The sequence below is a fragment of the Comamonas sediminis genome (assembly GCF_041107495.1).
Taxonomy (GTDB): domain Bacteria; phylum Pseudomonadota; class Gammaproteobacteria; order Burkholderiales; family Burkholderiaceae_C; genus Comamonas; species Comamonas sediminis.
Genome location: NZ_JBGBDC010000011.1, coordinates 1 through 21,431 on the forward strand (window position 1 = coordinate 1; position 21,431 = coordinate 21,431).

Below are 21,431 nucleotides of genomic sequence, written 5' to 3' on the forward strand. Positions count from 1 at the left end.
AAGCGCAGCAATGCGTTAAGCTAACCAATACTAATTGCTCGTGCGGCTTGACCCTATAACTTTGATCGGCCCCTCCCTTAGATGGGGGCCCAAGCAAAGAAACACTGCAACTGCAGTTATGCCCAAAGCGCAATCAAATTTAGCTGATAAGACTCTATGAATTCGCTGCGCTGCCTAACAAACCTGGCAGCAAAGCAAAAAGTTATGCCTGATGACCATAGCAAGTTGGTACCACTCCTTCCCATCCCGAACAGGACAGTGAAACGACTTCGCGCCGATGATAGTGCGGATTCCCGTGTGAAAGTAGGTCATCGTCAGGCTTTTATACTGATCAACCCCTCTGCTCTACCGAGTAGAGGGGTTTTTCTTTTTATCTCGCTGCAGCAGCGGTCTGCAGCTCGCTTGTAGAGGTTGTGATGCAGTTGCAGGATATGTTGTATTCGCAGGGTTTTGGTGTACGCCGCGTGTGCTCCGGCTTGGTGCAGCAAGGCTGGGTGCAGTTGTGGGATGCACAGGCGAACGAATGGCTGTCCGTCACCGACTCGACCGCCGAGGTGGAGCCGGATGGCCTGCGCTTCAAGGTCCAGGGCGTGGAGTGGGAATACCATGCACTGGGCTATGTGCTGTTGAACAAGCCTGCGGGTACCGAATGCTCGCAAAAGCCGTCGGCCTACCCAAGTATCTACAGCCTGCTGCCGGTGCCATTGCGGACCAGGCCCAACAAGAATGCCATTCAGGGTCTGCAGGCGGTGGGTCGGTTGGACCAGGACACCACCGGCATGCTGCTGCTCAGCGATGATGGCCAGTTTATCCATCGCATGAGCTCCCCCAAAAAGCATGTTCCCAAGCGCTACCAGGTGACGGCCAAGCATGCGGTCACCGAGCAGCAGGTCGAGCGTCTGTTGGCAGGCGTGGTGCTGGATGACGACCCCAAGCCCGTGAAGGCTGCTGCCTGCGTGAAGACGGGCGACAATACCTTGGATCTGACCCTGACCGAAGGCAAGTACCACCAGGTCAAACGCATGTTGGCGGCGGTGGGCAACCGTGTGGAAGGGCTGCACCGGGCCCAGATTGGCGGTCTGGTTCTGACGGACGAGCTCAAGCCGGGTGAGTGGCGCTGGCTCACTGCCGAAGAGCTGGCACTGCTCAAGCCCTGACGGTTTTTGACCTTGTGTGGCTTTGGCGCAAGTTCAACGATTATTTACATCGCCAATCGCCCCCAAGCGGTGCTGCCATTTATCGCAGGCAGCTACACTCGCTGCGTTACTAGTAGGAATCGCTTGTGAAGCCCCTCGTTTTTGTCCGTTCTCTGGTCGCGGTGATGGCCCTTGCAGCCACTGCGGTGCATGCTGCCAACCCGATCCTTGTGCTCAATTCCCTCGATGCCAGCATCAGCGTCATCGATCCGGCGACCTGGAAAGAGGTCAAGCGCATTCCCACCGGCAAGGAGCCGCATCACCTGTACCTGACGCCGGACAGCAAGTCGGTGATCGTGGCCAATGCCACCGGTGATTCGCTGACCTTTGTCGATCCCAAGACAGCGGAGGTGCAGCGCGTGATCCAGGGTATTTCCGATCCCTACCACCTGCGTTTTTCGCCGGACATGAAGTGGTTCGTTACCGCCGCCAATCGTCTCAACCATATCGACATCTACCGTTGGGATGGGCAGGAACCCAAGCTGGCCAAGCGCATAGCGACAGGCAAAACCCCGAGCCACCTGTGGATTGACAGCAAGAGCACAACGATCTACTCGACGATGCAGGACAGCGACGAGCTGGTGGCGATCGACATAGCCACACAGACCCTCAAGTGGCGCACCAAGACGGGGCAGATGCCGGCCGATCTGTATGGAAGCCCGGACGATAAATTCGTGTTCATTGCGCTCACCGGCAGTGACGGCGTTCAGGTGTTCGACGTCAGTGGCGCCGAGCCCCGGCTGGTCAACACGATCAAGACCGACAAGGGTGCGCACGCCTTCCGCGCGACCGGCGATGGCCGCCATCTTTTCGTCAGCAACCGGGTGGCCAATACCATCAGCAAGCTCGACATGGTGAGCCAGAAGGTGGTCGACCGCTACCCTGGACCCAGCGGCCCCGACTGCATGGATGTGAGCCCGGACGGCCGCTACATCTACCTCAGTTCGCGCTGGGCAGGCAAGATGAGTGTGATCGACACGGTTGAGCGCAAGGTGGTCAACCAGGTCAAGGTAGGCAAATCGCCGCACGGCATCTGGGTGCTGGACCACGCACCGCGCTAGTGCATCGTTGAGTCAGCCGCAGAGGGGATAGCCACGCCATGCGCAGCACATTTTTCTGGCTTCTGGCCGCCCATTTGGGCAGCGCCGTTGCCTTTGCCCAGCCTGCTGCTTCAGCGCCTGCCGCAGCGGCCGCTGCAGGAGCGAGCTGCAGCAAGCCCGTCTATCTGACCTTGGACACTGGCCACATGGGGGTGGCCAACCAGATCGCCGAGGTTCTGCACAAGACGCAGGTCAAGGTCACCTTCTTTGCGGCCAATGAACGCACCAAGGAGGGCGATGGCAGCCTGGGTGACCACTGGGCGCCCTGGTGGCGTGCGCGCGCGGCAGAAGGCCATGCCTTTGCCTCCCACACCTGGGACCACACCTACTGGCGTGGCGATGTCAAAGTGCCGACAGGCGCTGCGCCCCGGTTCAAAGTGCAGCCTTCACAAGGCCCGCAGGCCGGGCAACGCTTTGAATGGACGGCCGCGCAGTACTGCGCGCAGATCCAGCAATCGGAAGACCGTCTGGCCAGGATCACTGGCGTCAAGCCCTTGCCGCTGTTTCGCGCGCCGGGTGGCAAGACCTCACCCAGCCTGATAGCCGCCGCGAAGGGCTGCGGCTATGCGCATGTGGGTTGGTCGCCGGCGGGCTTTCTGGGTGATGAACTGCCCAGCGACCAATACCCCAACCAGCAGCTGCTGAACCAGGCGCTCCGCGACATCCGCCCTGGCGATATCTTGCTGGCCCACCTGGGCATCTGGGACCGCAAGGACCCTTGGGCGCCGGCCGTACTGCAGCCGCTGATCGAAGGTCTGCAGGCCAAGGGATTTTGTTTTGCCACCTTGCGTGAGCATCCGCAATACAAGGATTGGATTCGTCAGCATGGTGGCTGAAAGCGCGCGCGGTAGCGCACACTGGCTGCAGCGCTGGAAGCCCGATTCGCACTAATGGTTTGCCATGGAATTTCTCAGCACGCTTTTTGATAACGCGCAGCAGTGGCTGTTCGAGCAGCTGCTGCAGCCGCTGCTGTTCAACCTGGGCCTTGCCAGCTACCTGGAAGATGGCTATACGGCAGCGGGCTGGTTCTTGGTCGGTTGCCTGCAGATCGTCATCATGGTCCTGGTCATCGCGCCGCTGCAGCGCTGGCGGCCCGTCGAGGCGGTGACCGATCGGCATGCGATCCGTGTGGACATGCTCTACACCTTTATCCATCGCCTGGGTCTGTTCCGTCTGGCCTTGTTCTTCACCATCGATCCGCTGTGGGACATGGTGGTGGGCGCACTGCGCGTGCGCGGTTTTGAGACCTGGCATCTGGATGCACTCTGGCCTGGTGTCACGGACCTGGGCTGGGTAAGCCTGCTGATCTACCTGGTGGTGTTCGACTTCGTCGCGTACTGGATTCACCGGGGCCAGCACCAGTTTGTCTGGTGGTGGCGGCTGCATGCCTTGCACCATTCCCAGCGGCAGATGACGATGTGGAGCGACAACCGCAACCACCTGCTCGATGACCTGGTGCATGACAGTATTTTGGTGTTTGTCGCCGTCTTGATCGGTGTGGCGCCCAGCCAGTTCGTCGCGATTGTCGCCATCACCCAGCTGAGCGAAAGCCTGCAGCACGCCAACCTGCGCCTGTGGTTCGGCCGCCTGGGTGAGCGCCTGTGGATCAGCCCGCGCTTTCACCGCCGCCACCATGCCATCGGCATTGGCCACGAGTCACCTACGTCTTCTGCGGCGCCCAGCCCCGCCGTCCAGGCCGGAGAGGCCGTGCCCCGTACCCGATTGGGGGGCTGTAATTTTGGTGTACTGCTGCCATGGTGGGATATGCTTTTTGGCACTGCCAACTTTGAGCTACGCTATGACCCCACCGGTATCCGTGACCAGGTGCAGCCCAACCGCCACGGGCAGTTGCGCGATTACGGGCGCGGTTTTTGGAGCCAGCAGTGGCGTGGTCTGTTGCGGTTGCTGGGCCGTGCCTGAAGCGAAGTCCATGCCTGCCATCCGCTGCCGCAGAGGGCGATTCCCTGTCCTGCGGTGCCGCTGAAACCTACAAGGAGTTCACCCATGCCCTCAGCGTCTGCCGGCTCCAGCCTGATGTTTGATGCTTTCTGGCGCGCTGCCGCCTATTGCTTCCGTCCGCGTGTGATGCTGCTATCCATCTTGCCGCTGGTGGTGATGTTGGTGGCTCTGGGGGGCTGGAGCTATTTCTTCTGGTCGGGCGCAGTCGCGACCATGCAGCACTGGGTGGAGACCATTGGCTGGCTGCGCACGGTGTTCAGCTGGTTTGGCAGCAGCGGCACCGAGGGTTTTGCAGCGGGCATCGCGCCCTTTGTGGTGCTGATCCTGATCACGCCCGTGGCAGCGGTGGTTGCGCTGCTGGTGATTGCACTGCTGATGACGCCCGCGCTGGTCAATATGGTGACCGAGCAGCGCTTCCCCCTTTTGGAGAAGAAAAAAGGCATGGGCCTGGTGACCAGTGTGCTCTGGGCCCTGAGCACCTCGGCAGTGGCCGTCGTGGCCTTTGTCGTGACGATGCCGCTGTGGCTGATCCCCCCTTTGGTGCTGATTGTGCCTCCCGTCATCTGGGGCTGGCTCACCTACCGCGTGATGAGTGTGGATGCGCTGGCCGACCATGCCAGCAAGGCCGAACGCGACACCCTCCTGCAGCGCCACCGCTGGCCGCTGCTGCTGATGGGCATCATCTCCGGCTATATCGGCATCGCGCCCAGCGTCGTCTGGGCCTCGGGCATGGTCTTCACGATTGGCTTTGTGGTGCTGATTCCGATCGCCGTATGGATCTATGCGATCACCTTTGCGTTTTCCTCGCTGTGGTTCATCCATTTCTGCCTGGCTGCGCTGCAGCAGCTGCGGATTGCCAATGGAGATCCGGGCGCACAGCTGCCGGTGACGGAGCCCGCGCTGCGCGGCAAAACCGATGGTGTGCGAGTGCCAGACTCCGGAGATGCGATGTAGGGGTCTGGGCGGGGCAGGGCGCGGAGGCCGGCAGGCGCACAGCCTCTATCTCTGCTTGAGACGCACCAATGTAGTGCGCAAATACCCATTTTGGTGCACTAACGCTTCTCACGTTAGGTCACCCCTGCTTTGCACCATTTTGGTGCCGATGCCGCATCTACTCCTTGCGCTGCACGGATCTGGGCCGCCGGCTGCAAAATCATCAGCGTCCCTCTGGGGGTAGGGCAAAAGCGCGGTACAGTCTGCCTTTGGGCACAGTACGGATGCAGGGGCATTCGCCAAGCCCGCTTTTCCCGGTCGGCATGGGCATGTCACAAAACTGGCACGTAAACTGCTTTAGTCTTGGCACAGCCCTTTTTATTCACGATTTTCTTTGGAGCATTAGATGGCCAAGAGCGTTGCAGATGTGATGAGCATGTTGGACGAGAACGAGGTCAAGTTCGTTGATCTGCGTTTCACCGACACCCGTGGCAAGGAACAGCACGTCACGGTGCCTATCTCGCACTTTGACGAAGACAAGTTCACCTCGGGCCACGCGTTTGATGGCTCCTCCATCGCTGGCTGGAAGGGGATTGAAGCCTCCGACATGCTGCTGATGCCCGATCCCAACACGGCCAACATCGATCCGTTCTTTGACGAAACCACGATGTTCCTGCAGTGCGACGTGATCGAGCCCGGTGACGGCAAGGCCTATGACCGCGATCCACGTTCGGTGGCCAAGCGCGCTGAAGCCTACCTGAAGGCATCGGGCCTGGGCGATACCGCCTATTTCGGTCCAGAGCCAGAATTCTTCATCTTCGACGGCGTGCGTTGGAGCACCGAACCCAACAACCCGTTCTTCGACATCGAAGAATACGAAGCTCCCTGGAACAGCGGCGCCAAGTTCGACAATGGCAACCGTGGTCACCGTCCACGCGTCAAGGGTGGCTACTTTCCCGTGCCTCCCGTGGACAGCACCCAGGACATGCGCGCTGAAATGTCCCTGCTGCTCGAGTCGCTGGGCATTCCCGTCGAAGTGTTCCACCACGAAGTGGCCGGCGCTGGCCAGAACGAACTGGGCACCCGCTTCTCCACGCTGGTGGAGCGTGCAGACTGGACCCAGGTGCAGAAGTACGTGATCTGGAACGTGGCGGACACCTACGGCAAGACCGCAACCTTCATGCCCAAGCCCTATTCGGGCGACAACGGCTCGGGCATGCACGTGCACCAGTCCGTGTGGAAAGACGGCAAGAACCTGTTTGCCGGTGACGGCTATGCCGGTCTGTCCGATTTCGCGCTGTACTACATCGGCGGCATCATCAAGCACGCCCGTGCACTGAACGCCATCACCAACCCTGGCACCAACAGCTACAAGCGCCTGGTTCCTGGTTTCGAGGCGCCTGTGAAGCTGGCTTACTCGGCCAAGAACCGCTCGGCATCGATCCGTATTCCTTACGTGAGCAACCCCAAGGGCCGCCGCGTGGAAGCACGTTTCCCCGATCCACTGATGAACCCCTACCTGGGTTTCGCAGCGTTGCTGATGGCCGGTCTGGATGGCGTGGAAAACAAGATCCATCCAGGCGAAGCTGCCACCAAGGACCTGTACCATCTGCCTCCGGAAGAAGACAAGCTGGTCCCCACCGTGTGCCACAGCCTGGACCAGGCCCTGGAAGCATTGGATGCCGACCGCGCCTTCCTGACCAAGGGCGGTGTGTTCAGCGACAGCATGCTGGATGCCTACATCGAGCTGAAGATGGGCGAAGTGACCCGCTTCCGCCAAGCGGTGCACCCTGTCGAATACGATATGTACTACTCGCTGTAAACCCGTTCCCGCCAGGCTTTTCGGCCTGGTCAGGCTGGACAAAGCGACCTGTCAACCTTCCAAGGTGGCAGGTCGTTTTTTATCAGGGGTCCGCCGCGCTGGCGTTGGCGGCTTGCGGCGAATCTGTAACAGCAGGAACTGTTCGGCGTGATCGACCTCCTTTGTAGCTACACTGCGGGTTGCAGAGGGGTCATCGTGCAAAGTCGCTAAAGGCTGTCACGGGTTTAAAGGCAAAGTGGAGCGAACGGGCGAAACGGGGTTATGCATACAAAGTTGTTGTTTTTGATGGTGGCAGTGGCATGTGCGCAAGGCGCGGTGGCGCAAGATCGCATTTACCGCTGTGGCAATGAATACACCAACGATGTGGCCAAGGCGCGGCAAAAAGGCTGTGCCGTGGTGGAAGGCGCCAACGTCACCGTCGTGCAAGGCACACGCCCGCACACGCCCGCTGCCAGCCCGGCACCCGCACCAAATGCCCCGGCCGCTGCGCCACGCCCCGCGCGTGCACCCGCTGCCGCCACACCCGCGCCACGCTCTACCACGGCCGATGGCCGCGCCCGCGATTCCGACGCGCGCCTCATCCTGGAGACAGAGCTGAAAAAAGCCCAGGACAAGAAGACCGCGTTGGCGCGCGAGTACAACAATGGCGAGCCTGAGAAAAACGCCTTGGAGATGCGCAACCCCGCCTTCTACACCAAGCGCGTGGAAGATTTGAAGCAGGAAATCGCGCGCAACGACAGCGATATCGCTGGCATTCAGCGCGAGCTCCAGCGCTTGCCGGCCCCATAATCAGGGCTTCTACCTTTCTGGGCACACCCCATGTCTGACCTCCGTGCCATCGATCGTGAATGGCAGGCGCTGGAACATATCGCCACCCTGGTCGCCGTGATTCGTCTCGACGGCGCCGCTGAACGGGTCAATGCAGCCCTGGAGAACGCGCTGGGCGTCTCGCGCAAAAGCATCCTGGGGCATTACTTCGGCGGTTTTTTTCAGGATGACGAACTGGTCCACAAGGCCCTGGTCGATGCGCGGGCGCAGCGCTTCTCGTCGCTGCGCTTCGAGGCGCAGTTGCGGCGCAGCCTGCAGGACTCCTTTCCGGTGCATGCCAACCTCTCATGGTGGGAAGAGGAGGAGAGCATTCTGGTGGAGCTGTGGCCGCTGGAGCAGCAGGTGCGCCAGGATCGCGAGGAGCGCGTGCGCGAGCAGGCGTTGGCCAACAAGGAGTTGATACGCAACCTTGCCCATGAGATCAAGAACCCGCTGGGTGGCATACGCGGTGCTGCCCAGCTGCTGGAGCTGGAGCTGCCCGATGCCCAGCTCAAGGAATACACCGACGTCATCATCCATGAGGCCGACCGCCTGCAGGCGCTGGTCGACCGTTTGCTTGCGCCACACCGCCATCCGCACACGGTCGGCGATGTCAATATCCACGAGGTCTGCGAGCGTGTCTGCCAGCTGGTGTTGCTGGAATACCCGCAAGGCCTGCGCATTGAGCGTGATTACGACACCTCGCTGCCCGAAATCCGGGGCGATCGCGAGCAGTTGATTCAGGCATTGCTGAACATTGTGCAGAATGCAGCACAGGTGCTGGTGCCGCAGATGGCGCAGGACAATGCACGCATCACCTTGCGTACACGCATTGCCCGGCAGTTGACCCTGGGCCGCAAGCGGCACAAGTTGGCACTGGAATTGCATGTCATTGACAACGGTCCTGGCATCGAGCCGGACATCAAGGAGCGGATCTTCTACCCCTTGGTGACCGGACGTGATGGCGGCACGGGCCTGGGTTTGCCTTTGGCGCAGACCTTTGTGCAGCGGCACGAAGGCCTTATCGAATGCGAGAGCGAGCCTGGACGCACGGATTTCCGCATCATGCTGCCGTTGACAGACTAGGGTGCAGATCGCATCCCTTGCTGCAGGACCACGGTATGTAGAACTGTAAGGGTAGGGTGATAGCGACAATGAAACCAATCTGGATAGTGGATGATGACCCGTCGATCCGATTCGTACTGGAAAAGGCACTCGCCCGCGAGCAGCTGCCCACGCGCAGCTTTGTGCATCCCAAGGAAGTACTGGAAGCCTTTGAAAGCGTGAGCGACCAGGCACTGGCCCCGTCGGTGTTGGTCAGCGACATCCGCATGCCAGGCGGCAATGGCCTGCAACTGCTGGAACAAGTGCATGAGGACCACCCGCAGCTGCCGGTCATCATCATGACCGCCTACTCGGATCTGGACAGCGCCGTCTCGGCCTTCCAGCGCGGCGCATTTGAATACCTGCCCAAGCCCTTTGACCTGCCCAAGGCGGTGGAGCTGATCAAGCGTGCCGTGCAGCAAAGCGAGAGCCAGGCGCCAGAGCTGTCGCAGTCCGCCGGCAATGGTGAGATGCTGGGCCAGGCCCCGGCGATGCAGGATGTGTTTCGTGCCATCGGCCGGCTGTCGCAAAGCAATGTCACGGTCATGGTGACCGGCGAATCGGGCTCGGGCAAGGAGCTGGTCGCACGCGCGCTGCACAAGCATTCGCCGGTGGCGGGCGGCCCGTTTGTGGCCATCAACACGGCCGCCATACCCAAGGATTTGCTCGAGAGCGAGCTGTTTGGCCATGAGCGTGGGGCCTTCACTGGCGCCCAGACCCAGCGCCGAGGCCGCTTTGAGCAGGCCGAGGGCGGCACCCTGTTCCTTGATGAAATCGGTGACATGCCGTTTGACCTGCAGACCCGCCTGCTGCGCGTGCTGTCTGATGGTCATTTCTACCGCGTGGGGGGCCATGTGCCCGTCAAGTCCCACGTGCGCGTGATTGCCGCGACCCACCAGAATCTGGAGGACCGGGTGCACAAGGGCGTGTTCCGCGAAGACTTGTTCCACCGCCTCAATGTCATCCGCTTGCGCCTGCCGCCTCTGCGTGAGCGCAAGGAGGACATTCCAATGCTGGCGCGCCACTTTCTGGCGGCCAGCGCCAAGCAACTGGGGGTAGAGCCCAAGCAGCTGTCCGAAGCTGCACTGACCCAGCTGGCCCAGTTCGCCTTTCCGGGCAATGTGCGGCAGCTGGAGAACATCTGCCACTGGATCACCGTGATGGCGCCCGCGCAGTGGGTCTCCGCACAGGATCTGCCGCCGGAAGTGCTGCAGGCCACACCGGCGGCGGCGCTGGCCCCTGCGGGCATGCCTAGCCTGGCACCTGCGGTGCAGGCCCCCGCACAGGAATACAGCTACCGGCCCGCCGCCGCTGAGCCGCCTGCCCAGCCCGCAGCCCTGTCCATGCCCGTCCATGGCAGCGCGAGCGGTGCCATCCACGGCGCAGCTGCGGCCGGTGATTGGGAGGGCGATCTGGCGCGCGAGGCCGATGCGCTGCTGCAGTCCGGCAGCACCGAGGTCTGGGATGTGCTCAGCCGCCGCTTCGAATCGCAGCTGATCAAAAGCGCGCTGGCCGCAACCCATGGCCGGCGCATGGAGGCAGCCCAGCGTCTGGGCATTGGCCGCAACACCATCACCCGCAAGATCCAGGAGCTGGGGCTGTCGGCTAGTGACGATTGAGGCAGCGCAACCTGGGATCCCCCGATAAACCGCCGCCTCCCCAGGCGGCGGTTTGGCTTACAGACACCTGCCACGGCTGCGGTTTGAACCGTGCCACAATGGGTGATTCCCTGTCTGCCCGGTGATGCTCTCCATGCAAAAGATGACTTCGGTGTTTTCGGCCCAGGCGTACCGCAATTCGCCTGAACGCATTGGCCGCCAGCGCTCGGCGCTGTTCAATACCTTGCGGCTGGCAGCGTCCACCGCCAGTGGCATGGCCCATCTGGCGGGCGATGCACTGCACGGCGCAATGGCTGGTGGCCTGCCACCCAAGGCCAAGGCCTTGTGGGGCAATCCGGCGCGGGAAGACAGCTACTGGCGCAGCCACTACCAGAGCATGGATTTTTATGTGGCGGGTCAGCCCTTCGAGGCCTACCGCCCGGCGCTGGCACTGGGCTGGTATGCAGCACAGCGCAACCCTTCAGGCTTTGACGCGTTGGTCAACCAGCTTGAAGTGCAGTGGCAGCACGTACGCGGCAGCAACCCCATGGATTGGCCCGAGGCGAGCGCCATCGCCCGCGCCGCGTATGAGCATGCGATCAGCGGTCTGGAGGGCGAGCAGTTGTCTGGCGCGGAGGTGCAGCATGCGGTACGCGTGCTGCAGCAAGGCCTGGCTGATTGTGAGGAGTGTCTGGTAGCAGGCAGCGAGCAAGCGCGAGCCATTGCGTTGCGCAGCCACTTGTATGCGCTGGCCGAGCACTTCCGTGCGATGGACTGGCAGCTGCAGGACGTGCAGTTGCAGCTGGCCGAGCCCAGCCCGCTGGTGGAGCGGCCCGGGCTCAGCGCGGCAGGCCGCATGCACCGCCGCTGGACCGAATTCAAGCAGCGGGCCAACCTCCACAGCGACCGTGACCTGATCGCCGAATGCAATCTGTGCCTGGTGCTGGTGGCCGAGCGCTACCAGCGCGTGCTGGAATCGGCCTTGCCACTGGAGGTGCGTCCCCTGCTGCAAGCGCAGGCGCAGCAGCTGCGCCGCTATACCGATGAGCTGCAGCACATGCAGGACGCCCGCGCCCGCTAGCACGGTTGTCTCTCAATAGGCTCGTACAAAGCGTCGATCCACAGTGGGGAAGGCCGGCAACGCACCCGCCTGCGGCCCGCTGAAACTTGCTGGGTAGCCGCGCAAAATTCCCGTGAATTGGGAAAAAAACTCCATGTAGGCGCCCACTTTCTCGGGTTGGGCGCGCTCAGCCGCAAAAACTTGCGGCTACAATCGGGCCCGCAGAACCTGCAATCCTGCCGTCCAAGGCAGCCTCATCGCTCTTTCCTTGTGCAGCGGATTTACCACCTTCACCCGGCAGCCAGCCTGCCCGGGCTGGTCATGGCGCACTCCCTCCAGCATGGCCCCCGTGCTGGTGTGCCGCACAAGAGGCCCGCAGCGCCCTGGACAGCACCATAAATCACACACATCAAAGGTATTGGTTATGGCTCTCACGGGCAAAAAGGGCTCTTCGTCCGCGCTGTGGATTTTGGCGGCGATGCTGGCTGGCATTGCGCTGGGCTACGCAGTCAACGCAAGCGCCGGTGATGCAGCCGCCGCCAAGGATATTGCCGGCTACATCTCCATCGTCTCCGATGTGTTCCTGCGGCTGATCAAGATGCTGATCGGGCCGCTGGTGTTCTCGACCCTGGTCGTGGGCATTGCGCACATGGGCGATGCCGCATCGGTGGGCCGGGTGTTTTTCAAGGCGATGATGTGGTTCCTCACCGCATCCTTGGTGTCGCTGCTGTTGGGCATGGTGCTGGCCAATGTGCTGCAGCCCGGCGCCAACCTCGGCCTGCCGCTGCCGGACGTGAGCGCGGCCACCAACCTCGCCACCGGCAAGTTCACGTTGCGCGAGTTCATCAACCACACGGTGCCCAAATCGTTTGCCGAAGCCATGGCAAACAACGAGATTCTGCAGATTGTCGTGTTCTCGATGTTCTTCGGCGTGGCCATGGCTGCGCTGGGCGACAAGGCCAAGACCTTGCTGGCCGCCATCGATGAGCTCTCGCATGTGATGCTCAAGATCACCGGCTATGTGATGAAGCTCGCGCCACTGGCAGTGCTGTCGGCCATGGCTTCGACCGTGGCCATCAATGGCCTGGGCATTCTGCTGAAGTTCGCCGTGTTCATGGGTGAGTTCTACCTGGGCCTGTTCATCCTGTGGTCGCTGCTGGTGCTGGCAGGTATGGCCTTCCTGGGCAAGCGCGTGTTCAAGCTGCTGACCTTGATCAAGGAAGCCTTCATGGTCTCCTTTGCCACCGCCAGCTCCGAGGCCGCCTATCCCAAGATCCTCGACGCGCTCGACCGCTTTGGCGTCAAGCGCAAGATCTCGAGCTTTGTCATGCCCATGGGCTACTCCTTCAACCTCGATGGCTCGATGATGTACTGCACCTTTGCGACCTTGTTCATCGCACAGGCCTATGGCATCGAGCTGTCCTTGGGCACGCAGATCACCATGCTGCTGGTGCTGATGCTCACCTCCAAGGGGATTGCCGGCGTGCCGCGCGCCTCGCTGGTGGTGATTGCTGCCACCTTGAGCCACTTCAACATCCCTGAGGCCGGCCTGCTGCTGATCCTGGGCATCGACACCTTCCTGGACATGGGCCGCTCTGCGACCAATGCCGTCGGCAACTCGCTGGCCTCTGCCGTGGTTGCGAAGTGGGAGGGCGAACTGCTGTCCGAAGAAGAGGCCGAAGCGCTGAGCCGCAAGCTCGATGCCGAGGCTGCGCTGGCGATGCATGCGCTGCCGGAGACCAACGGCAAGGCTTGATCTGGATGCTGCGCTCAGCGCGTAGTAGAGACAACAAAAAACGGGCTGCGGCCCGTTTTTTTGTGTGGGTTGGAGGCCAGATCAGCCCAAGGTCACCACCACCGGTGCATGGTCGCTGGGCTGCTTGTTCTTGCGCGGCGCGCGGTCAATCGTGCAGGCGCTCACCGAGCCCTTGAGCGCTTCGCTCACCAGGATATGGTCAATGCGCAGGCCCCGGTTCTTCTGGAAGCCCAGCATGCGGTAGTCCCACCAGCTATAGCTTTTCTCGGGCTGCTCAAACAGGCGGTAGGCATCGGTCAAGCCCAAGGCGAGCAGGCCCTGGAAGGCGTCACGCTCTTCCTTGGTGTGGTGGATGGTGTCGCGCAAGCCATCGGGATCATAGCTGTCGCGGTCTTCCGGTGCCACATTGAAGTCGCCCACCAGCACCAGGCGCGGGTGCAAGGCCATCTCGGCCTTCACATAGGCTTCCAGTCCCGAGAGCCAGCGCAGCTTGTAGGCAAACTTGTCCGAACCCGGTTCCTGGCCGTTGACGAAATAGCAGTTGATCACGCGGATATCGCCAGCCGGGCTGGCCACCGTGCCGGCAATGATGCGCGACTGTTCATCGGCAAACTGCGGGTTGGCGCGCACCACATCCTTGAGCTCGCCCCGGCTGAGCAGGGCCACGCCGTTGTAGGTCTTCTGGCCAAACGCCACCGCCTGGTAGCCGGCCTCCGCCAAAGCCTCATGCGGAAACTTGTCGTCGGTGAGCTTGAGCTCTTGCAGGCCCAGCACATCGACCGGGTTGGCGGCCAGCCATTCCAGCACCTGCGGCAGACGGACGGAGAGGGAATTGACGTTCCACGTGGCTATGCGCATAACAATATCTTTCTATTAATCAATGATGTGTGGAAGCGTTTGGTCGCCAGAGAATTTCTGGCTACCATCCCCGCGACTGGTCCTTCGCACCATCGGAATTCTTGCTAGGCTCCATTTTGCTGCATGCGGGCGGTCGGATGCTTCTCGATGGGGGCTGCGGTGGTTTTGCTAGCTCTTTTATCGACTTTGAGGGCGTAAAAAAGCCCTCCGAAGAGGGCTCGCGATCAGTTCGATTTGCGCCGGCGCATGAGGCCCATGGACCCAGCAACCAGCCCCGAGAGCAGCAGCAGACCAATGCCGCCCAGCGTAGGGACTGGAGTGGCTGCTGCAACCACAGGCTTGTCGTCGTCTTTGATAACCACCTGGGCAGGCGAGCCTGACACGCTGTACGCATCAACAACTGTTGGCGGAGCAATGGATAGCTCAGCTGTGACGTTTCCATCACCAGCCACCGTATTTTCGGTAGCAGTGATGGTGCAGGCGGCGGTAGTTTCGTTGGCCGCTATGGTGATGGGTGATACACAGCTAGTGCTGTAGCGTGGGCTCCCGGCTGGCAGAACAAGATTGATGCTCATGGCTTGAGTGGGCGCTGGGCTCAGTGTCACTGTACAGGTGCTGACTTGGTTGGCCGAATCGGTCAACTCCGATGGTGCGCACGCAACACTAGCTTGAGGCACAGGCGCGGCAGTGATCACGATGGTGAAGGTTTGCTCAGCTACGTGGACCGCCTTGAGAGCCAGTGTTGGTTGCACCGCGCTATCCATGGCCATGACCGAGAAGCTGTAAGTGCCAGTGGTCGTGGGCGTCCCGGAAATGATGCCGGTTGCTGTGTCGAGAGCTAGCCCAGGTGGCAGCTCGCCCGTCACGGAGAAGGTATATGGAGGCAAACCGCCTGTTACCTTCAGCGGCTGAGAATACGCTGCTGCAACGACGCCGCCAGCGAGCGTTATGTTTGGACCAGCTCCAACAAAAGTGAGGTCGAGCGGATCCACAACGAGATTCAGGGTAGTAGCGTGCTGACGAGATGCGTGATCGGTTACAACCACCGTGACGGTTGCGGTTCCCGGTGAAGTTGGCGTACCGCTAATCACTCCGCTAGCAGAATCGATAATTAGTCCGTCCGGCAGGCCAGAGGCCGACCACTCTAAGGGCATCTCACCACCGCTGGCCTCTAGAGTTGTGGTGTAAGGCTGGTTCACTACTGCTGTGGGCAGAGCAGTGCTGGTGATCATCACAGAGCCGTCGCAAGCACCTCCGAAAGGTTCGGGTGAGCTCCAGTAATTTGGAGCCATTTGAACGCCACCGGTCAGATCGCCGACACCTTGGCTTTGGTCGAAGTTATATAGAACACGATTCAGAGAATTAGCAAACCATTTCACGCCTGAAAGGCTTAGCCCTATGGTGGTGAATTTTCCCCCATCAACCTCGCTTCCAAGTACCCGTCCGAACATGCTCGTGAGCGCTCCTGTCGCATCGGTGTTCACACTGCCATCAGCGGTTGAAGGAGGCGAATCTAGCAGGTTTTGCGTAAATACTACGTTACGCGCATCATTGAACCGCCAGATTGTGCAGGTTAGATTATTGATGCTCCAAGTTTGCGATGCTGAACTGCTTGCGCCGTTATCGAAAACAAAAGTTATGGTGTAGCTCTGGTCGGCGATAATTTCAGGAAAGTCGCTCCTGGTGATTTGTCCGGTATATGTTGTAGCAAAAGGCGCGGCTGATACTGGAACGGATAGCGATGCTGCCATAAGGCCAGCGACAATGAATTGCGTGTTGGTGCGATACCAATTATTCAGCTTTTGCATTGTCACGGTGTACGGCTTTTTAGACATCGTCTTCTCCCTAGTGGATCAAATTTTGACAACTGGAAATTGTTAACAATTTGTATCAGGTCGTCAATCCTTGAAATGAGTGATAGGGGAAACACGTATGTGCCTTGAGTGCAGGCGCAAAAAAGCCCGCTTCTGCGGGCTGCTGGGGTGGGGTGGACGACATCGCATTTCACGAGGTCGCCAGCTAGGCGGGGGTGAAAAATCCCTCGGGTGAGGGATGTTGCCTGAGAGGTTGCGGGCTGGGCTTATTTTCGTCCGCCAACGTACTTACCACCCTTGCCGCTGCGGCGGGTGCCCCCTACGCGCTTGCTTCCCTTGCGTCCCGCCGCTTCAAAGGTCATGAACGCAGCTGAACCTATCCCAGAAACTGACAGTGCTGACGATCCATTAGAGGTTGGAGTAGTGCCCGCGTGTGCGGCTGAAGCAGCTGCAAAGGCCATTGCGATGAGTACTAATTTCTTGAAATGTCTCCAGTTGTTACGAGTCTCATCTTATCTTCGTATCGCATTGGCACCCCGCCTCGTTTACCAGTCTTGACATTGCCCAATAGACTTATGGCGTTGCAAATTCTGGGTGCGGTGGTTGGCGTCCCCGCCGGCATCGCAGCGGGGTAGGAATCAGCTAGTCACGGCCGAGGATCTTTGATAAGCCGGGCTGGGCTGCCATACAGAATGATCACGCGATCATTCTCTCTGTACGCGGGCTCGGAGCCTTGAGTGATTGTCAGCAAAGATCCGTTAGACGTCGAAACCACATACTCCATGCCAGACAGTTGAGAACTGTTTTGCTCGATGGCCGCGCCGACAAGAGCGCCCGCCACTGCGCCTCCAATGGCACCCAAAGCATGCGCTCTGGTGCCGCCGCCAATGGAGGAGCCAGCTACTGCTCCTGCGACGCCACCGACGCCAGCTCCGGCCCCGGTGTTGGCGTTGATCGTCACAGGTCTAGCGCTCACAATGATGCCAGACACACTACGGTTGACCTGACCTACGGAGCCAACAGAGTAGGTACTGGGATCAGTTGTGTTGGCACAACCAACCAACAATCCTACTAAGGCCAGAGATAGAAGTCGCTTGCTCATTTCTTCTCAGCTGGGAACATTGGTTTTTCAATATCAACGCTCTCAACTGCCTGCAGGAATGTTTTGATGTTGTTTTGAGCTGCCCGATTGATAGATTCGCGCACGCGTGTCACCCCCAAATAGGCATGTGTCGCAGGCACAACCCCTTCAGCGGCGATATCTTGTGTGTAGATGATGCTACCAGTCGCGCGGTCAATAACTTCGTACCGAGCAATTGACTTTGAAGTCATCTCGAAACCAAAGGCTGGAACTTCGAACGCAAGGATTTTCACCTGAATGCTGACCTTGTTTTTGGAGTCATCCTTAAAGATGGCCATCCGGTCCAGCGCCTCTTGCAGAGCCTCTTTCCACAGGGTTGTAATCCCCTCAATGCCAGCTGGTAGGTCGCCTTTTTTCTCGTCCGGGCGGGCAAGCGTCACTGTGATGGCTTTGACTTCAGCATCAATTTTCTTGGTGGACACGCCAACATCAGGCACCGAGAAATTCACTGGCGGCGGAGCAGTACATCCCGAAATCAGCGCGGATGTGAAGATGATGGAGGCCAAGAATAACTTCTTCATGTTGTACTCGTAACAAAAGACAACATTCTATAGGGGGTTGTCTTACAGAGCCTTACGGGGCAGCAGATGGCCCAGTAAGAGGGTGACGACCAACAAAGAACGCGCTGGCGTCCCTGGGCGCTGGTGTTGGCACCGGTGCGCTGGGCGCCATCGGCGGCCCGGTGGCCAACAAGCTGGGCCTGGAAACGGCAGAAACTGCTATCGTCAACGCAGGCAAGGGCCGGCTGGCGGAGGGCGCCGGCAGATCTTTGGCCGGGCGGGTTGCCGGCGGCATGGTATCCGAGTCTGTGCTGCAGGAGCCGCCCCAGTCCACCCCAGAGCAGATGTGGCAGAACCATGCCGAGGGCAAAGACATCTCGGACGGCGTGGCGCGCGCCGGCGTGGAAGGCGCCATTGCCGGTGGCGTTATGGGCGCCGGTGACAACATTCGCGGCCGCCGGACCGAAGGTTAGCATGCCGACGATTTGGACACCGGTGCGGACAACTCACTGTAGGTGCTGTTCCGCTTGAATGATTCCCTGGTGCGCATAGTTGCGAGAGACGGCCCATCGACTGAACGGCTTCGCACTGCAGCCATCTGCGAGAACTCACCCCAAGCGCAACAAAGCCGCCGAAGCCGCGCACACTAGCAAAAACGGAATGCTGATGCGATGAAACTCCCACAAACCATTGGGCAGCCGGGCCAGGCGCAGCGCGATCAGGTTGGCCAGCGAGCCCAGCACGCAGCCAAAGCCGCCGACGCTGACGCCAGCGGCCAGGGCGGGCAGGTCGCGTACGGTGCCGTCCAGCAAGATAGTGGCGGGCACATTGCTGATGACTTGTGAGGCCACAATGGCGGCCAGGTAGGCGCGCCAGCCCTCGGCAATCGGCCACTGCAGCAGCAGCGTTTGCATGGCGGGCAACTCTGCTACCTGGCGCAGCACCACAAACATCAGCGCAATGGTGGCCAGCAAGGCCCAGTCCACGCCGCGCAGCACCCGGGGCGCTGCCAGTGCAAATACGCCAAACACCAGGCCCAGGCCGGCCAGGGTCCAGTGGCGCTCCAGCGCGATGACAAAGGCCACAAACAGCAGCACCGCCATGGTCAGCAAACGGGGCTGCACAGCGGTGGGTGCTGCCGCTGGCTTGAGCGTGATCGCCGTGCGTGGCACCAGCCACCACACTGCCACAAAGACCCAGGCCAGCATGATGGCCACGGTCGGGCCCATCATCGCCATAAATCCCAGAAAGCTCTCGCCAGAGCGGTGCCAGAGGTAGAGGTTTTGCGGGTTGCCGATGGGGGTGAGGGCGGAGCCGGCATTCACCGCCAAGGCCTGCAGCACCACCAGCCGCGCCAATGGCAAATGGGCCTGGGCGGCCAGCACCGCCGTCAGCGGCACCAGCAGGAAGAGGCTGACATCGTTGGTCACCAAGGCCGAGAGCAGGGCAGCCGTTGCGGTGAGCAGCAGCGCCAGGCCGCGCAAGGTCGATACCCGTGTCAGCAGCCGCTGCGCGGTGGCTTGCAGCATGCCGCTGCGCTCGACGGCCTGGGTGATCGCCAACAGGCCCGCCAACGCGCCAATGGTCTGCCAATCGACCAGCGCCATGGTCGCCTGCGGGCTGCGCGGCTGCCAGGCGGCGAAACCTATCGCCAGGGCCAACAAAATCCAGAGCAGCATATTGCCGCTGGGGGCGTCTTGCGGCGAGTCAGAAGAGGGAGAGGAGGTCGTCATAGCGGTCGCCGAGGAAAAACACTCCGGCACGGCGGAGAAGTGGATGGATTGTGCTGCAAGTCGGTGCTGCCTGCGCGCCTCAACGCGGCTGGATGGCAAATTCAGGAGCCCATTCACTACAATGGCGGCCACTGCCATGAACAAGCCCCTGTCTCCATCTCTCATCCGAACCGCATCAGCATCACCCAACAGCGCACAGCTGCGCCGTTCGGTGCGCGGTTTTACCTCGCAGCCAGTGGCAGATGCGCTGCTGCTCGATTGCCTGCAGGAGGCGCGGCGCGCGCCCAGTGGCGCCAATTTGCAGCCTGGCTACTTCTGGCAGGTGTGCGGCGCGCGGCGCGAACAGCTCACCAGCCGTCTGCAGCAGGCCTATGAGGCGGGCGCCCAAGAGGCGGAGGATTACGGTTATTTCCCCAACCCACTGCCGCTGTCGCTGCGCAAACGCCAGGTCGCAGCCGCCCAGGCCTTGTATGGTGCGCTGGGGGTGGAGCGGGGCGATGCAGCGGGGCGCGGCGCGCAGTTCGGGCGCAACTTTCGCTTTTTTGATGCACCGGTGGCCCTCATCATCACTATCGACAGCGGCTTTGGGCCAGGCGGCTATATGGACCTGGGCATGGCCATCTACGGCCTGATGCTGGCGGCCCAGTCACGCGGCTTGGCGACTTGTGCCATTGGGGCCATGGCCTCGTACCCTGGCCTGATCCGCGATGCGCTGGCGCTGCCCGCCACGCAAACCGTGGTCTGCGGCATGGCGCTGGGCTACGAGGATACCGCTGCCGCAGTGAACCGGACCTTGACGGCCCGTGCCGAGCTCGACGCGTACTTCCAACGGCTGGACTGAGGCCGAGCGTCTGGCTAGCGCTCATGCCATTGCCAGCGCGGCAGCTCGCTCGCCGGGATATTGGCGATATGGGTCTCGCCCAGGTTCTTTTCCAAATGGATGGCCTGGTAGTCCAGCTCGGCGGCGGCGTCTTCCAGCGCGGCCAGCAGGCGGTTGGCGTGGGTGACGACGATCACCTGGGTCTGGCGCGCAGCCACCGCTATCAGGCGGCCCAGCGCTGGTAGCAGATCGGGGTGCAGGCTGGTTTCCGGCTCGTTGAGCACCAGCATCTGCGGCGGGCGCGGCGTGAGCAGCGCGGCAATCCATAGCAGATAGCGCAAGGTGCCGTCCGACAGTTCATTGGTGTGCAGGGGCCGCAGCAGACCGGGCTGGTGCATCAGCAGCGCCAGGCGGCTGCCGTCCTGGTGCACGGAGATCTTGGCGCCGGCAAAGGCATCGTCCACTGCCGCCATCAGCGCCTCGTGGTCGCCAATGGCGGTGATGGTCTCCCATGCGGCGGCCAGGTCCGCGCCATCGTTGCTGAGCACTGGCGTGTAGGTGCCCAGCTGCGGCTGGCGGGCAGGGGCATCCACATCGCTGCGGAAATGGTCGTAAAAACGCCAGGAGCGCAGTTGCTCGCGCACCGTCAGCATCTCCGGCGCGGCAACAGGGTCGACAAACTCGGTCAGCATGCTGGCCCAGCGCGGGATAGGGCGCTCCACCGGCAACCAGCTCGCTGCACTGCGGCCACCTCCGCGCAACCGCAGTTGTGCGGCCTGGCGTTCCACCAAGGTGGCGCTCGGGCGCCACAGCGGCCCAGCCCAGAGCGCTTCGTGCTTGATCTCCGGGTCATGTGCAAAGGCTTTGAGAATCGTCGATGGCGTGGGCATGCCAATATCGATCGCGTAACCGAAGCCGTCTTCATCCGACGCGAAACCCAACTGCAGCTGCACCGGTTTGCGCCGCACCGTGCCTTGCACCGGTACGTCGCCACGGCGCATGCGTGCGGTGATTTCTTCCGGCCCGGCCCACAGTGTCGACGCCAGCCCGCCCTCGCGCACCAGCGAGCGCACCACGCCGCCATGGGCGATATCGGCCAGCAGGCGCAGGGCCTTGTAGACGCTGCTTTTGCCGCTGCCATTGGGCCCGGTGATGACGGTAATCTGTCCCAGGGGCACCAGCAGTTGGCGCAAGGAGCGGTAGTTGGCAATGGCTAAGGTGCTGAGCATC

At 61.2% G+C, this 21,431-nt stretch carries 19 protein-coding genes and 1 rRNA gene; 14 read left to right on the forward strand and 6 right to left on the reverse strand.

Features of this window, described 5'->3' with window-relative positions; all coding sequences use genetic code 11:
- The first annotated feature begins 207 nt into the window (after window positions 1–207).
- The 12 genes from rrf (at window position 208) to AB7A72_RS21565 (ending at window position 13,335) form a co-directional block, all read left to right on the forward strand.
- Window positions 208–320: ribosomal RNA gene (gene rrf / locus AB7A72_RS21510) — 5S ribosomal RNA — on the forward strand.
- Between the two features lie 96 nt (window positions 321–416).
- On the forward strand, window positions 417–1,157 hold the full coding sequence (locus tag AB7A72_RS21515) for a 16S rRNA pseudouridine(516) synthase (RefSeq protein WP_369461106.1): 741 nt from the start codon (window positions 417–419) through the stop codon (window positions 1,155–1,157).
- Between the two features lie 164 nt (window positions 1,158–1,321).
- On the forward strand, window positions 1,322–2,257 hold the full coding sequence (locus tag AB7A72_RS21520; RefSeq protein ID WP_239812717.1) for a YncE family protein: 936 nt from the start codon (window positions 1,322–1,324) through the stop codon (window positions 2,255–2,257).
- Between the two features lie 38 nt (window positions 2,258–2,295).
- A complete protein-coding gene (locus AB7A72_RS21525; RefSeq protein WP_369461107.1) occupies window positions 2,296–3,132 on the forward strand; it encodes a polysaccharide deacetylase family protein in 837 nt (278 codons plus the stop codon).
- A gap of 64 nt (window positions 3,133–3,196) precedes the next feature.
- On the forward strand, window positions 3,197–4,216 hold the full coding sequence (locus tag AB7A72_RS21530) for a sterol desaturase family protein (protein WP_312409380.1): 1,020 nt from the start codon (window positions 3,197–3,199) through the stop codon (window positions 4,214–4,216).
- Between the two features lie 84 nt (window positions 4,217–4,300).
- The gene (locus tag AB7A72_RS21535; RefSeq protein WP_369461108.1) at window positions 4,301–5,209 is read left to right on the forward strand and encodes an EI24 domain-containing protein; all 909 of its coding nucleotides are present in this window, start codon (window positions 4,301–4,303) and stop codon (window positions 5,207–5,209) included.
- 385 nt (window positions 5,210–5,594) lie between these two features.
- A complete protein-coding gene (gene glnA / locus AB7A72_RS21540) occupies window positions 5,595–7,010 on the forward strand; it encodes a type I glutamate--ammonia ligase (RefSeq protein ID WP_116927832.1) in 1,416 nt (471 codons plus the stop codon).
- A gap of 261 nt (window positions 7,011–7,271) precedes the next feature.
- Window positions 7,272–7,799 (forward strand): hypothetical protein, encoded by a 528-nt coding sequence (locus tag AB7A72_RS21545; RefSeq protein ID WP_312409378.1) that lies wholly within the window; start codon window positions 7,272–7,274, stop codon window positions 7,797–7,799.
- A gap of 30 nt (window positions 7,800–7,829) precedes the next feature.
- Window positions 7,830–8,903, forward strand: coding sequence for a nitrogen regulation protein NR(II) (glnL, locus tag AB7A72_RS21550; protein ID WP_312409377.1), 1,074 nt, complete (start codon window positions 7,830–7,832; stop codon window positions 8,901–8,903).
- Window positions 8,904–8,971: 68 nt separating this feature from the next.
- Window positions 8,972–10,540 carry a nitrogen regulation protein NR(I) gene (gene ntrC / locus AB7A72_RS21555; protein ID WP_369461109.1) on the forward strand — a complete coding sequence of 523 codons (1,569 nt, stop codon included), beginning with the start codon at window positions 8,972–8,974 and terminating at the stop codon, window positions 10,538–10,540.
- Window positions 10,541–10,673: 133 nt separating this feature from the next.
- Window positions 10,674–11,600: a hypothetical protein gene (locus AB7A72_RS21560; RefSeq protein ID WP_239812385.1), complete on the forward strand. Its 927-nt coding sequence runs from the start codon at window positions 10,674–10,676 to the stop codon at window positions 11,598–11,600.
- Window positions 11,601–12,003: 403 nt separating this feature from the next.
- Window positions 12,004–13,335, forward strand: coding sequence for a dicarboxylate/amino acid:cation symporter (locus AB7A72_RS21565; protein ID WP_369461110.1), 1,332 nt, complete (start codon window positions 12,004–12,006; stop codon window positions 13,333–13,335).
- Window positions 13,336–13,416: 81 nt separating this feature from the next.
- Here AB7A72_RS21565 and xth read toward each other — a convergent pair whose 3' ends face one another.
- From xth to AB7A72_RS21585, 4 genes are all read right to left on the reverse strand, one after another.
- Window positions 13,417–14,193 (reverse strand): exodeoxyribonuclease III, encoded by a 777-nt coding sequence (gene xth / locus AB7A72_RS21570; protein ID WP_133857044.1) that lies wholly within the window; start codon window positions 14,191–14,193, stop codon window positions 13,417–13,419.
- A 224-nt stretch (window positions 14,194–14,417) separates the two neighbouring features.
- Window positions 14,418–16,028, reverse strand: coding sequence for an Ig domain-containing protein (locus tag AB7A72_RS21575; protein WP_369461111.1), 1,611 nt, complete (start codon window positions 16,026–16,028; stop codon window positions 14,418–14,420).
- Window positions 16,029–16,653: 625 nt separating this feature from the next.
- A complete protein-coding gene (locus AB7A72_RS21580) occupies window positions 16,654–17,109 on the reverse strand; it encodes a glycine zipper 2TM domain-containing protein (protein ID WP_312530194.1) in 456 nt (151 codons plus the stop codon).
- The gene (locus tag AB7A72_RS21585) at window positions 17,106–17,669 is read right to left on the reverse strand and encodes a UDP-N-acetylglucosamine acyltransferase (RefSeq protein ID WP_312462460.1); all 564 of its coding nucleotides are present in this window, start codon (window positions 17,667–17,669) and stop codon (window positions 17,106–17,108) included. Before AB7A72_RS21585 ends, AB7A72_RS21580 begins: the two co-directional genes overlap by 4 nt.
- A 161-nt stretch (window positions 17,670–17,830) precedes the next feature.
- On the opposite strand from AB7A72_RS21585, the gene AB7A72_RS21590 reads away from it, so the two are divergent.
- Window positions 17,831–18,121 (forward strand): hypothetical protein, encoded by a 291-nt coding sequence (locus tag AB7A72_RS21590; RefSeq protein ID WP_369461112.1) that lies wholly within the window; start codon window positions 17,831–17,833, stop codon window positions 18,119–18,121.
- Between the two features lie 135 nt (window positions 18,122–18,256).
- Here the strand turns inward: AB7A72_RS21590 and AB7A72_RS21595 are convergent, their stop codons facing one another.
- On the reverse strand, window positions 18,257–19,381 hold the full coding sequence (locus AB7A72_RS21595) for an SLC13 family permease (protein ID WP_369461113.1): 1,125 nt from the start codon (window positions 19,379–19,381) through the stop codon (window positions 18,257–18,259).
- Window positions 19,382–19,517: 136 nt separating this feature from the next.
- Between AB7A72_RS21595 and AB7A72_RS21600 the strand changes: the two genes are divergently transcribed.
- On the forward strand, window positions 19,518–20,222 hold the full coding sequence (locus AB7A72_RS21600) for a nitroreductase (protein WP_369461114.1): 705 nt from the start codon (window positions 19,518–19,520) through the stop codon (window positions 20,220–20,222).
- Window positions 20,223–20,236: 14 nt separating this feature from the next.
- Here the strand turns inward: AB7A72_RS21600 and AB7A72_RS21605 are convergent, their stop codons facing one another.
- Entirely contained in the window at window positions 20,237–21,430 is a 1,194-nt protein-coding gene (locus AB7A72_RS21605; RefSeq protein ID WP_369461115.1) for an AAA family ATPase, read from the reverse strand.
- Window position 21,431: the final 1 nt, after the last annotated feature.

Excerpts from the sequence above, each read along its gene's own strand:
- AB7A72_RS21560 (WP_239812385.1), top strand. The coding sequence starts at position 10,674 with ATGCAAAAGATGACTTCGGTGTTTTCGGCCCAGGCGTACCGCAATTCG.
- AB7A72_RS21605 (WP_369461115.1), bottom strand. The coding sequence starts at position 21,430 with ATGCTCAGCACCTTAGCCATTGCCAACTACCGCTCCTTGCGCCAACTG.
- AB7A72_RS21520 (WP_239812717.1), top strand. The coding sequence starts at position 1,322 with ATGGCCCTTGCAGCCACTGCGGTGCATGCTGCCAACCCGATCCTTGTG.
- AB7A72_RS21525 (WP_369461107.1), top strand. The coding sequence starts at position 2,296 with ATGCGCAGCACATTTTTCTGGCTTCTGGCCGCCCATTTGGGCAGCGCC.
- AB7A72_RS21585 (WP_312462460.1), bottom strand. The coding sequence starts at position 17,669 with ATGAAGAAGTTATTCTTGGCCTCCATCATCTTCACATCCGCGCTGATT.
- xth (WP_133857044.1), bottom strand. The coding sequence starts at position 14,193 with ATGCGCATAGCCACGTGGAACGTCAATTCCCTCTCCGTCCGTCTGCCG.
- ntrC (WP_369461109.1), top strand. The coding sequence starts at position 8,972 with ATGAAACCAATCTGGATAGTGGATGATGACCCGTCGATCCGATTCGTA.
- AB7A72_RS21600 (WP_369461114.1), top strand. The coding sequence starts at position 19,518 with ATGAACAAGCCCCTGTCTCCATCTCTCATCCGAACCGCATCAGCATCA.
- AB7A72_RS21575 (WP_369461111.1), bottom strand. The coding sequence starts at position 16,028 with ATGTCTAAAAAGCCGTACACCGTGACAATGCAAAAGCTGAATAATTGG.
- AB7A72_RS21530 (WP_312409380.1), top strand. The coding sequence starts at position 3,197 with ATGGAATTTCTCAGCACGCTTTTTGATAACGCGCAGCAGTGGCTGTTC.
- AB7A72_RS21545 (WP_312409378.1), top strand. The coding sequence starts at position 7,272 with ATGCATACAAAGTTGTTGTTTTTGATGGTGGCAGTGGCATGTGCGCAA.
- AB7A72_RS21595 (WP_369461113.1), bottom strand. The coding sequence starts at position 19,381 with ATGACGACCTCCTCTCCCTCTTCTGACTCGCCGCAAGACGCCCCCAGC.
- AB7A72_RS21535 (WP_369461108.1), top strand. The coding sequence starts at position 4,301 with ATGCCCTCAGCGTCTGCCGGCTCCAGCCTGATGTTTGATGCTTTCTGG.
- AB7A72_RS21580 (WP_312530194.1), bottom strand. The coding sequence starts at position 17,109 with ATGAGCAAGCGACTTCTATCTCTGGCCTTAGTAGGATTGTTGGTTGGT.
- glnL (WP_312409377.1), top strand. The coding sequence starts at position 7,830 with ATGTCTGACCTCCGTGCCATCGATCGTGAATGGCAGGCGCTGGAACAT.
- AB7A72_RS21515 (WP_369461106.1), top strand. The coding sequence starts at position 417 with ATGCAGTTGCAGGATATGTTGTATTCGCAGGGTTTTGGTGTACGCCGC.
- glnA (WP_116927832.1), top strand. The coding sequence starts at position 5,595 with ATGGCCAAGAGCGTTGCAGATGTGATGAGCATGTTGGACGAGAACGAG.
- AB7A72_RS21565 (WP_369461110.1), top strand. The coding sequence starts at position 12,004 with ATGGCTCTCACGGGCAAAAAGGGCTCTTCGTCCGCGCTGTGGATTTTG.